Here is a 12,380-nt window from a genome sequence, read left to right on the forward strand (position 1 = left end):
GAAAAGAAGGAGCGGCGCTAAAGCCCTCCTTCTTTATTTTTCTTTCTCTATAGTAATGCTAATTTCAAGCACTGTATCAAAAGATATTGTATCGACTTTAAAACGGTATAGCCGATCGTAATGTTTGTACGTTTTATTTTCGATTACCTTTTTAAGTAGGTCTTTATTTTTTGCGATACTTTGAATGTTTTTCGTTAAAAGATGTTGGAGGTCATTATGGATAGATGTAGTCATATTTTCGAGTGTGAGATTGTCTAAATCGTATTTTTCTCGATTGATAAGTTTTATTTTAATCTCTTGAATGGTTAAGAGCCGTTTATTTTCAGTGTTCAATTTTTCTTGATCTTCGAGAAGGACGTGGAGCTTTGCTTCTTGTTTTTCTATAATTTCTCTTTGTTCTGCTATTTTACTAGCTTGTTCTTCTTGAAAAACACCGTATATGTACAAAAAAATAAACCAGCTCAACACGCCTCCAACAGCAGCCCCAGCTAATACTAAGTACCATCTTTTTGCTGTATTGGCACTTGGTACTCTCATACATGTTCCTGCGTTAGCCATTTAATAATAATGAGACCTGTTTGCATACCACCAGTTGCGAAAAAAATAAGGAGAATTTGCTTTACGATATCTTTCATATCTCCGCCAAAGAAACTTCTTTCAAAGCTATAAAAGGTATCGAATGTTCCGCCGATTGCTGCAACGAGTGCCCAAATTCTTAAATTTTGGGCGAATTGATTAATGTAAGTTAGAGCTGGTTTTCCGATAAGAAACGCACCAAATCCACCAATTAATGAACCGCCAAGTATAACCCCAAAGGCAATAAAATAACTAATAATAAGCAGAGAGAAAAAAGTATGTTCTCTTACATCCATCGTCATTCCCCTTTCTTCTTCATATATATGGACAAAGTATAAGAAGTATGTTTTGATTTCCGCTTTCCTCATCACCTATAATAAAAGTAGTCAAATAGGTAAAGAGAGGGTACAACAGTGAAGTTTGTGCATTTACAATGTCAAACCGTTTTTAGTTTATTAAAAAGTGCTTGTAAAATTGATGAGCTTGTAGTCAGGGCGAAAGAACTCGGTTTTTCATCGCTGGCTATTACGGATGAAAATGTTATGTATGGCGTTATTCCGTTTTATAAAGCATGTAAGAAACATGGTATACAGCCCGTTATTGGATTAACCGCTTCTATTTTTAGTGAAGAAGAAGAAAGGTCTTATCCGCTTGTATTACTTGCTGAGAATGAAATAGGCTACCAAAATTTATTAAAGATTTCTAGCAGTATTATGACAAAGTCCAAAGAAGGTATTCCTAAGAAGTGGCTTGCGCATTATGCGAAAGGATTAATTGCAATTTCACCAGGTAAAGATGGCGAAATTGAGCAATTATTACTAGAAGACAATGAGAGTCAGGCTGAAGAAGTAGCTCGCACGTATCAAAATATGTTTGGCCATTTTTATATGAGTTTGCAGCATCATGCGATTCAAGATGAGTTGCTTTTACAAGAGAAACTACCTGAATTTATTAGTAGGGTTAATATTCCAGTCGTTGCAACAAACGATGTGCGCTATATCAATCAAAGTGACGCGCTTGTTCACGAATGTTTACTATCTGTTGAAAGTGGAACGAAAATGACGGATCCAGATAGGCCGAGGCTGAAAACAGATCAGTATTATTTAAAGTCATCGGATGAAATGGAAGCACTATTTTCCCATGCGCCGGAAGCAATCCAAAATACAATAAAAATTGCAGAGCGTTGCCAAGTAGAAATACCGTTCCATGTAAATCAACTTCCGAAGTTTCCTGTTCCGTCTAATGAAACGAGTGATATATACTTGCGTCGTGTTTGTGAAGAAGGTTTGCGGAAACGATATGGTGAACCGAAAGAAGTGCATATAAAGCGTTTGGATCATGAATTAAATGTTATTTCTCGTATGGGATTTAGTGATTATTTCCTCATCGTATGGGATTTTATGAAGTATGCACATGAAAATCATATTCTAACAGGACCAGGTCGTGGATCGGCAGCTGGTTCACTCGTTTCATACGTATTAGAAATTACAGATATTGATCCAATTGAATACGATCTATTATTTGAAAGATTTTTAAATCCTGAACGTGTGACGCTTCCCGATATTGATATTGATTTTCCAGACGTAAGACGTGATGAGATGATTCGCTATGTGAAAGATAAATACGGTCAGCTCCGTGTTGCGCAAATTGTAACGTTTGGTACGCTTGCAGCAAAAGCGGCAATTAGAGACATTGCCCGCGTAATGGGGCTTCCGCCGCGAGATATTGATATATTTTCAAAACTTATCCCATCAAAGCTTGGTATAACGTTAAAAGATGCATATGAAGAATCACAATCACTTCGTGAGTTTATACAAGGGAATCTTCTGCATGAGCGTGTATTTGAAATCGCAAAACGTGTAGAAGGTTTACCACGTCATACGTCTATTCATGCGGCTGGTGTTATTATGAGTCAAGAACCGCTAACAGGAAGTGTAGCAATTCAAGAAGGACATAACGATGTTTATGTTACGCAATATCCAGCCGATGCGCTAGAAGAACTTGGTTTGCTTAAGATGGACTTTTTAGGATTACGTAATTTAACGTTACTTGAAAATATTATAAAATTTATCGCGAACAAAACAGGGAAAGAAATCGATATAAGAAACTTACCTCTTCAAGATGAAAAGACGTTCCAATTATTAGGGAGAGGGGATACAACAGGTGTATTCCAGCTTGAGTCGGGTGGTATGCGAAATGTACTTCGCGGGTTAAAACCGAATGAGTTTGAAGATATCGTAGCTGTTAACTCGTTATACAGACCAGGACCGATGGAACAGATACCGACTTTTATTGAATCGAAACATGGAAAAAGAAAAATTGAATATTTACATCCGGATTTAAAGCCAATTTTAGAAAGAACATACGGCGTCATTGTATACCAAGAACAAATTATGCAAATTGCATCGAAGTTAGCTGGTTTTTCGCTCGGAGAAGCAGATTTACTGCGCCGTGCGGTGAGTAAAAAAAATCGTGATATTTTAGATCAGGAACGTAAGCATTTCGTCCAAGGATGTTTGCGAAATGGTTATGATGAGACATCCGCAGAGAAAATTTATGATTTAATTGTAAGATTTGCGAATTACGGTTTTAACCGAAGTCACGCTGTAGCTTACAGTATGATCGGATATCAGCTTGCCTATTTGAAAGCGAATTATACGCTGGAATTTATGACGGCATTATTATCAAGCGCAATTGGAAATGAAGATAAGATTGTACAGTATATACGAGAAACGAAGCGGAAAGGTTTTCACGTTTTGCCACCGTCTCTTCAGAGGAGTGGCTACAACTTCCAAATAGAAGGGAATGCGATACGTTACAGTTTACTTTCGATCCGAAATATTGGAATGGCTACAGTGACGGCATTATTAGAAGAACGAGAGAAAAAAATGTTCGAAGATTTATTTGAATTTTGTCTTCGTATGCCGTCAAAGTTCGTAACGGAGCGTAATTTAGAAGCTTTCGTCTGGTCGGGATGTTTTGACGATTTTGGTGTTTCGAGAACGAATTTATGGAAAAGTATTAAAGGGGCGTTAGAGTACGCGAATCTCGCACGTGATTTAGGAGATGCTGTTCCAAAATCAAAATATGTACAAGGAGAAGAGTTATCTTTTATTGAACAACTAAATAAAGAGAAGGAAGTACTTGGCTTTTATTTATCAAGTTATCCGACAGCGCAATATGTGAAGTTAGCAAAAGAATTAGAAATTCCATCTCTCGCTCAGGCGATGCGGCACAAGAAAAAAGTACAAAGAGCTATTGTGTATATAACAAGTGTGAGAGTGATTCGTACGAAAAAGTTTCAAAAGATGGCATTTATTACATTCTGTGATCAAAATGATGAAATGGAAGCGGTCCTCTTCCCGGAAACGTATATACATTTCTCTGATAAGTTGCAAGAAGGAGCAATTGTTTTAGTTGACGGTACGATTGAGCTGAGAAATCATAAGCTGCAATGGATTGTAAATGGACTATATCCGCTAGAGGAAATGGATGTTTATGAAGAAAAGAAAGACGCATCTGTTTACGTGAAATTGCCGTCTCAGTATGAGAAAAAGCTTTTAAATCAGGTTACGAAAATATTGTTCGACTATTCAGGTTTTGCGAAAGTACTAATTTATTATGAAAAGGAACATAAAATGGTACAATTATCTCGGAGTTTATCGATTCATCCAAGTGAAGAATGTTTAGGAGCACTTCGTGAAATTGTCGGGGAAGAAAATGTAGTTGTGAAAATATAATGGACAATTTCCCTACACTTCGATTATTATAGTAGTAGTGTTCGTGGTCAGACCACTTGGAGAAATTGATATCAGCAAGAATAATTTGAGGAGAGTGGATAGTTTGTCAACACTTCGTGAAGAAGCACTTCACATGCATAAAGTGCATCAAGGAAAATTAGAAACTGTATCAAAAGTAAAAGTAGAAAATGCAAAAGATTTAAGTCTTGCATATTCTCCAGGGGTTGCAGAACCTTGTAAAGAAATTTATGACGATAAAAGTAAGGTATATGAATATACGATGAAGGGAAATATGGTAGCAGTTGTGACAGATGGAACAGCTGTACTTGGTCTTGGTAACATTGGACCTGAAGCATCTCTTCCAGTAATGGAAGGTAAAGCTGTATTATTCAAGAGCTTTGCTGGTGTAGATGCATTCCCAATTGCCTTAAATACAAACGATGTAGATAAAATTGTTGAAACTGTAAAATTAATGGAGCCAACTTTTGGCGGCGTTAACTTAGAAGATATCGCAGCACCAAACTGCTTCATTATTGAAGAGCGTTTGAAAAAAGAAACAAATATTCCTATCTTCCATGATGATCAACACGGAACAGCTATTGTAACAGTAGCAGGTCTTGTAAATGCACTGAAATTAGTTGGAAAGAAAATGTCTGACATTAAAGTTGTCGCAAATGGCGCAGGTGCAGCAGGTATTGCAATTATTAAACTTTTATATCGCTATGGTGTACGCGACATTATTATGTGTGACCGTAAAGGCGCAATCTATGATGGTCGTCCTACAGGTATGAATCCGGTGAAGGATGAAGTTGCAAAATATACAAATAAGAATCGTATAGAAGGTTCTTTAGCTGATGTTGTAAAAGGTGCGGACGTATTTATTGGTGTATCTGCAGAAGGTGCATTAACAGAAGAGATGGTTCGTACAATGAATGACGATGCGATTATTTTTGCAATGGCGAATCCAGTTCCAGAAATTATGCCAGAATTGGCAAAAGCAGCGGGCGCAGCTGTTGTTGGAACAGGTCGTTCTGACTTCCCGAACCAAGTAAATAATGTACTGGCGTTCCCTGGTATTTTCCGCGGTGCACTTGACGTACATGCGACACAAATTAACGAAGAAATGAAGATGGCAGCTGTACAGGCTATTGCTGAGCTTGTAGCAGAAGATGAGTTAAATGCAGACTATATCATTCCGGCACCATTTGACGCGCGTGTAGCGCCTCAAGTAGCGGCTTACGTTGCAAAAGCAGCAATGGAGACAGGAGTAGCTCGCCGTCAAGTAGATCCAAATGAGATCGCTGAAAAAACAAAACAATTAGCGCTGATTGGTAAAGAATAAGCGAGGAATTTCCATTGACATCATCAAATACAAAAGTATATCTCGAAATTGTAAAAAAAATCCGTTCCATTATGGAAGAGGATGGTTTGGTGGCGGGGGATCGTTTGCCGTCTGAGCGTGAGTTAAGTTCACGCTTAAACGTAGGACGTTCCTCTGTAAGAGAAGCATTGCGTGCTTTAGAACTGGTAGGATTGATTGAAACGAGACGTGGTGAAGGGACGTTTATTCGAAACTTTTATGATAACGGTCTTGTACAATTAATTGCCCCGTTCTTATTGCAAGATGAGAAAACAATTCGTGATTTATTACAAACGAAACGATTACTTGAGAAAGATATGATTCGAATTGTATGTAATTTACCGAAAGAAACGTTTTCTAAAGTACTAAGTAGATTACACCAAGTACTTCAAGGAAATGAAAGCTCAGTCCCAACGCTTCATCAAACGTTCTTTAAAACACTTATTGAACAAGTCGATAATTATTTACTATATCGCATTTGGATGATCGTAAATGATTACGTAGCAACTCTTTCTTGTAAAGTTTCAAGAGATTCTATCGATATGTATAGAAAGCTTTATGCTACTTTGGAAGAAAAACAAGAAAATGATGCACTAAAAATTTACGATGAATTAGTAGAGAATATACAGTTTCACTCGTAATGTATAAAATTTGTCGAAATGACCATGACACGTTATGACAAACATTCTACCGCTTAGCGGTTAAAGTTAAACGTAAAGAGTGAGGTTATTAGACAGATTGAGAAGATAAGGCTAACATCAAACTTTGGTGTTAGCCCCATTTTCTTCTTACGCTAACCTTAGCTCTCAACGAAGGGGGTCAAATTGTGCTAAGAGATTTATTCGTGAAAAAGAAAAAGTACGCTGCAATACCTTCAGAACAAGTACGAAAAGATGTACCAGATGGCGTTATGACAAAATGTCCGGAATGTAAAAAAATCATGTATACGAAAGAACTTCTAAAAAATTTAAAAGTATGTGTGAATTGTGGATATCATCATCCTATGAATGCATGGGAACGTCTTGATAGTATATTGGACGAAGGGTCATTCCGTGAGTATGACAAAGAAATGGTTTCGTTAAATCCACTCGAGTTTCCAGGTTATGAAGAGAAACTAGAGAGCGATCGTAAGAAGACTGAATTGAACGAAGCGGTTGTAACTGGTGAAGGAACAATTGATGACATGCTTGTTGTTGTTGCAGTAATGGATTCTCGTTTTCGAATGGGGAGCATGGGCTCTGTAGTAGGAGAAAAAATCGCCCGTGCGGTTGAAAAGGCGTACGACTTACAAGTTCCATTTATTATCTTTACTGCTTCGGGTGGTGCCCGTATGCAAGAAGGTATATTAAGTTTAATGCAAATGGCAAAAACAAGCGTAGCTTTGAAAAAGCATAGTAATGCAGGAGGATTATTTATTTCTGTTATGACTCACCCAACGACGGGCGGGGTTTCAGCGAGTTTCGCTTCACTTGGTGATTATAATCTTGCAGAACCAGGTGCACTTATCGGATTTGCTGGTAGACGTGTAATTGAACAAACGGTGCGTGAGAAACTACCAGAAGATTTCCAAACGGCAGAATTCTTACTAGATCATGGTCAATTAGATGCGGTGGTGCATCGTGATGATATGAGAGAATCACTTCGCAAGATTTTAGAAGTTCATCAAGGAGGGGAAATGGCTGTATGGCAGAGCTAGAATTTGAAAAACCAGTTGTTGAGCTAAGAAATAAGATTCGTGAACTGAAAGACTATACGAAAAACAGCCAGATGGACTTCAGTGAGGAGATTCGTATTTTGGAAGAAAAGCTAGAAAATTTAGAGGAAGATATATACGGCAATCTGAAAGTATGGGACCGTGTTCAAATTGCTCGTCATGCAGAACGACCGACAACGCTCGATTATATTGAGCACTTATTTACTGATTTTTTCGAATGTCATGGAGATCGTCTATTTGGCGATGATGCAGCGATTGTCGGCGGCATTGCGAAATATAAAGGGATGCCTGTAACTGTAATTGGGCATCAGCGCGGAAAAGATACGAAAGAAAATATTCGCCGTAACTTTGGAATGCCTCATCCAGAAGGATATCGAAAAGCATTACGTTTAATGAAGCAGGCGGAAAAGTTCAATCGTCCTATTATTTGTTTTATTGATACGAAAGGAGCTTATCCTGGTAAAGCTGCTGAAGAACGTGGTCAAAGTGAAGCTATCGCCCGCAATTTATTTGAAATGGCAGGTTTAACGGTACCTGTTATTTGTATCGTTATCGGCGAAGGTGGTAGTGGTGGTGCGCTAGGCCTTGGAGTTGGAGATTACATTCATATGCTAGAAAATTCCACTTATTCTGTTATTACACCAGAGGGTGCAGCGGCAATTCTTTGGAAAGATGCAGGAAAAGCAAAGGAAGCTGCAGAGGCAATGAAAATTACAGCAGCAGATTTGAAAGAATTAGGTGTAATTGACGAAATTATTCCAGAAGCAAGAGGCGGAGCTCACCGTAATATTTTGAAACAGTCAGAAAATATAGACTTAATGATTCGAAAAACTTTTGAACAATTAAACGGAATTTCGAAAGATGAATTAATCGAAAAACGTTATGAAAAATATATGAAAATTGGGCAAGTTTCGTTTTCAAACGCTTCCATTTGGATAAAATAAGAAAAGCGTGCGTTCCACTTCGCGAATGCACGTTTTTATTATGAAAAGACACATCTTCTCCATTGTATTTTTATATTTTTTCGTGTTATTTTATTATAAGGCAAATAATCTTTATGAGGTGAGTACAAATGAAACGTATTGGTGTATTAACAAGTGGTGGAGATTCACCTGGTATGAATGCTGCCATTCGTGCAGTTGTTCGTAAAGCGATTTTCCATGATATTGAAGTATATGGTATTTACCATGGATACGCTGGATTAATTTCTGGTCACATTGAAAAATTAGAACTTGGTTCTGTTGGCGATATTATCCACCGCGGTGGTACAAAATTATATACAGCAAGATGTCCTGAGTTTAAAGATCCAGAAGTACGACTAAAAGGTATCGAGCAATTAAAGAAACACGGTATCGAAGGACTTGTTGTTATTGGTGGAGATGGTTCTTACCAAGGCGCTAAAAAATTAACTGAACAAGGATTCCCATGTGTTGGTGTACCAGGTACAATCGACAATGATATCCCTGGAACAGACTTCACAATTGGTTTCGATACAGCTTTAAACACTGTTATTGATGCAATTGATAAAATTCGTGACACAGCTACATCTCATGAACGTACATATGTTATCGAAGTAATGGGACGTCACGCTGGTGATATCGCATTATGGGCTGGTTTAGCTGATGGTGCGGAAACAATCTTAATTCCAGAAGAAGAGTATGACATGGATGATGTTATCGCTCGTCTGAAGCGTGGTAGTGAACGTGGTAAAAAACACAGTATTATCGTTGTAGCTGAAGGTGTTGGAAGTGCAATTGACATCGGTAAGCACATTGAAGAAGCAACAAACTTTGATACTCGTGTAACTGTATTAGGTCACGTACAACGTGGTGGATCACCAAGTGCACAAGACCGTGTATTAGCAAGTCGTCTTGGCGCAAGAGCAGTTGAATTGTTAATTGCTGGTAAAGGCGGACGTTGTGTAGGTATTCAAGATAACAAACTTGTTGATCATGATATTATCGAAGCGTTAGCTCAAAAGCATACAATCGATAAAGACATGTATCAATTATCTAAAGAATTATCCATCTAATCGGCGTAATGTCAGATATTTGGGAACGGTTTCATAATTTTCGGAGGTGCAATATGCGTAAAACTAAAATTGTATGTACTATAGGTCCTGCTAGTGAAAGTATTGAAAAATTAGAGCAATTAATCGAAGCAGGTATGAACGTTGCTCGTTTAAACTTCTCTCATGGTAGCCATGAAGAGCACGGAGCTCGTATTAAAAACATTCGTGAAGCTTCAAAGAAAACTGGTAAAACAGTTGGTATCTTACTTGATACAAAAGGTCCAGAAATCCGTACTCACGACTTCGTAGACGGACAAGCTGAGCTTGTAACAGGTGCAGAAGTAGTTCTTTCTACTGAGCAAGTATTAGGTACTGCAGAGAAGTTCTCTGTATCTTATGCTGGTCTTTATGACGATGTAGACCCAGGTTCTCGTATTCTAATCGATGACGGTCTTATCGAACTAGAAGTAATCGAAAAAGCTGATGGAAACATCCGTACAAAAGTTCTTAACAGCGGAACTGTAAAAAATAAAAAAGGTGTTAACGTACCAAACGTAAGCATTAAGCTTCCTGGTATCACTGAAAAAGACGTAAAAGATATCATCTTCGGTATCGAGCAAAAAGTTGATTTCATTGCAGCTTCATTCGTACGTAAAGCGTCTGACGTATTAGAAATCCGTGAATTATTAGAAGAGCATAACGCTCAATACATCCAAATCGTACCAAAAATCGAAAACCAAGAAGGTATCGACAATATCGATTCAATCTTAGAAGTTTCTGACGGTTTAATGGTAGCTCGTGGTGACATGGGTGTAGAAATTCCACCAGAAGAAGTACCGTTAGTACAAAAACGTCTAATTAAAAAATGTAACGTGTTAGGTAAACCAGTTATTACTGCAACACAAATGTTAGATTCTATGCAACGTAACCCACGTCCAACTCGTGCGGAAGCAAGTGACGTAGCTAACGCAATCTTCGATGGTACAGATGCAATCATGCTTTCAGGTGAAACAGCTGCTGGACAATACCCAGTAGAAGCAGTAACAATGATGGCTAACATTGCGGTACGTGTTGAAAAATCATTACAATATGAAGATATGTTCAAAAAACGTATTAAAGAGTTCACTCCAACAATTACAGATGCAATTAGCCAATCTGTTGCACATACAGCACTTGCTCTTGATGTAGCTGCAATCGTAGCTCCAACAGAAAGTGGATATACTGCGAAAATGATCTCTAAATACCGTCCAAAATCTCCAATCGTAGCTGTAACATCTGACGAGCAAGTAGGACGTCGTCTTGCACTTGTTTGGGGTGTACAAGCATTTATGGCTGAGAAGCGCGCAGCTTCAACTGACGAAATGTTAGATACAGCAATTCAAACAGGTATGGATGCAGGTCTAATCGGACTTGGAGATACTGTAGTGATTACTGCTGGTGTTCCAGTTGCTGAAACTGGTACAACAAACTTAATGAAAATCCACGTTGTTGGTGAAGAAATTGCTAAAGGACAAGGAATCGGTCGTAAAGCTGCAAAAGGTAAAGTAGTTGTAGCGCAAACAGCTGCTGAAGCTGTAGCGAACGTAAACGAAGGTGATATCCTTGTTACAACAAGCACTGATAAAGATATGATTCCTGCAATCGAAAAAGCTGCAGCTTTAGTTGTAGAAGAAGGTGGCTTAACAAGCCATGCAGCTGTTGTAGGTGTATCAATCGGTATTCCTGTTATCGTTGGTGTAAACGGCGTAACAGCAACTTTAAAAAATGGCCAAGAAGTAACAGTTGATGCAGCACGCGGAATTGTTTATAATGGACATGCGGAAGTGCTATAAGTAATACGGAGAGAAGGATCGGAGTCCTTCTCTTTTTTTTACACAAAAACGAGATAGAATTAGCTTAAAGCGCCTAGAATTGCTTTTAAAAGCTGTTTGTTATGGGTTTTAATATGAAAGGGTATCTATATTTCATATGATGTATATAGGCATTGTGAGGGCGTTAAAAGTGAGATGTGAGAGAGGTGTAGAACTATGAAGTGGTTACTATTCTTGTTTATTTTAATACCGGCGATTGAGATTACGGTCTTAATTGGATCAAGTCATGTAATAGGTTTATGGTCTACGTTCGCTATGATTGTATTTACAGGTGTTGTAGGTGTGTATTTGGCGAAAAGACAAGGGTTTAAAGTGCTTGGAGAGATTCAATCTAAGTTGAATAGAGGGGAAATACCAGGTGAGGCGGTACTAGATGGTATTTTTGTATTTGTAGGAGGTATTCTCTTAGTGCTTCCTGGGTATGTGACAGATATGCTAGGGTTTATCTGTGTGATCCCTATTACGAGAGCTTTATTGAAGCCGCTTGTTATGAAGTGGATGGAATGGAAATTTAGAAAGAATTCTACTATTATTATTCAGAAATAGCACTTAGATTGTAGAAATCTAAGTGCTATTTTTTGTCTTGTAAGAGGAGAGGGATTTTCTGATTGAAGCTTTGCTTTACCGCGCTATTTGTGGGGGGGAATTTCTATCTCAAAGCTGGGCCGCTCGTAAGTGTCTGATGTGGAGCGAATGATGAGTGGGGATGAACAAAACGTTCGCTTATTATATTTGCTATATAATTTTCGTTTGAACTCTTGTGTGTACTTCGATTAAACTTGTGGTTTTTTAGTGCTATTAATTTAGATGAATAAGATGGAGGGAAACACGGCTAAATTAAAGTTTTGCTTTCTTATATAGAGGAACGATTGGTGTAAAAAATTCATATAAAAAGGCGGAGATTGTTAGTTGAAGTCTTATTTTGTGCTATTTTGTATATTTATTCATTTACATAAAAAGTAATAAATGTAAATGATAATTATAAAATAAATAGAATAAATATGTAAAAACACCACGGAATATGCGTTTTTCATGCAAAAAAACAAGAGAATTATCTTTTTTGAGTGCAATTCTCTTGTTTTATGTAATAAGTATGAAAAATAAGTAC

At 37.8% G+C, this 12,380-nt stretch carries 10 protein-coding genes; 8 read left to right on the forward strand and 2 right to left on the reverse strand.

Translation table 11 applies throughout. From position 1 onward, the window contains the following. Positions 1–33 precede the first annotated feature (33 nt). Both ytrI and M1D66_RS04445 read right to left on the reverse strand, forming a co-directional pair. A complete protein-coding gene (ytrI, locus tag M1D66_RS04440) occupies positions 34–537 on the reverse strand; it encodes a sporulation membrane protein YtrI (RefSeq protein WP_001265736.1) in 504 nt (167 codons plus the stop codon). Beyond that, on the reverse strand, positions 534–947 hold the full coding sequence (locus M1D66_RS04445) for a YtrH family sporulation protein (protein ID WP_002005839.1): 414 nt from the start codon (positions 945–947) through the stop codon (positions 534–536). The genes ytrI and M1D66_RS04445 overlap by 4 nt, the downstream gene beginning before the upstream one ends. A gap of 42 nt (positions 948–989) precedes the next feature. On the opposite strand from M1D66_RS04445, the gene dnaE reads away from it, so the two are divergent. From dnaE to M1D66_RS04485, 8 genes are all read left to right on the forward strand, one after another. Then, complete coding sequence (dnaE, locus tag M1D66_RS04450; RefSeq protein WP_242555019.1) at positions 990–4,316, forward strand: DNA polymerase III subunit alpha; 3,327 nt, start codon at positions 990–992, stop codon at positions 4,314–4,316. Between the two features lie 133 nt (positions 4,317–4,449). Further along, positions 4,450–5,658, forward strand: coding sequence for an NADP-dependent malic enzyme (gene ystJ, locus M1D66_RS04455; protein WP_242555040.1), 1,209 nt, complete (start codon positions 4,450–4,452; stop codon positions 5,656–5,658). A gap of 14 nt (positions 5,659–5,672) precedes the next feature. After that, on the forward strand, positions 5,673–6,317 hold the full coding sequence (locus M1D66_RS04460; RefSeq protein WP_000204450.1) for a FadR/GntR family transcriptional regulator: 645 nt from the start codon (positions 5,673–5,675) through the stop codon (positions 6,315–6,317). Between the two features lie 185 nt (positions 6,318–6,502). Further along, entirely contained in the window at positions 6,503–7,372 is an 870-nt protein-coding gene (accD, locus tag M1D66_RS04465) for an acetyl-CoA carboxylase, carboxyltransferase subunit beta (protein WP_000942856.1), read from the forward strand. Then, the gene (accA, locus tag M1D66_RS04470) at positions 7,360–8,334 is read left to right on the forward strand and encodes an acetyl-CoA carboxylase carboxyl transferase subunit alpha (RefSeq protein ID WP_000818804.1); all 975 of its coding nucleotides are present in this window, start codon (positions 7,360–7,362) and stop codon (positions 8,332–8,334) included. The genes accD and accA overlap by 13 nt, the downstream gene beginning before the upstream one ends. Before the next feature lie 128 nt (positions 8,335–8,462). After that, a complete protein-coding gene (gene pfkA / locus M1D66_RS04475; RefSeq protein ID WP_000821157.1) occupies positions 8,463–9,422 on the forward strand; it encodes a 6-phosphofructokinase in 960 nt (319 codons plus the stop codon). Positions 9,423–9,475: 53 nt separating this feature from the next. Next, a complete protein-coding gene (pyk, locus tag M1D66_RS04480) occupies positions 9,476–11,233 on the forward strand; it encodes a pyruvate kinase (protein ID WP_086386091.1) in 1,758 nt (585 codons plus the stop codon). A 195-nt stretch (positions 11,234–11,428) separates the two neighbouring features. Beyond that, positions 11,429–11,818 carry an FxsA family protein gene (locus M1D66_RS04485; RefSeq protein WP_086386092.1) on the forward strand — a complete coding sequence of 130 codons (390 nt, stop codon included), beginning with the start codon at positions 11,429–11,431 and terminating at the stop codon, positions 11,816–11,818. The last annotated feature ends 562 nt before the right edge of the window (positions 11,819–12,380 follow it).

It is taken from the genome of Bacillus sp. PK6-16 (assembly GCF_056530295.1).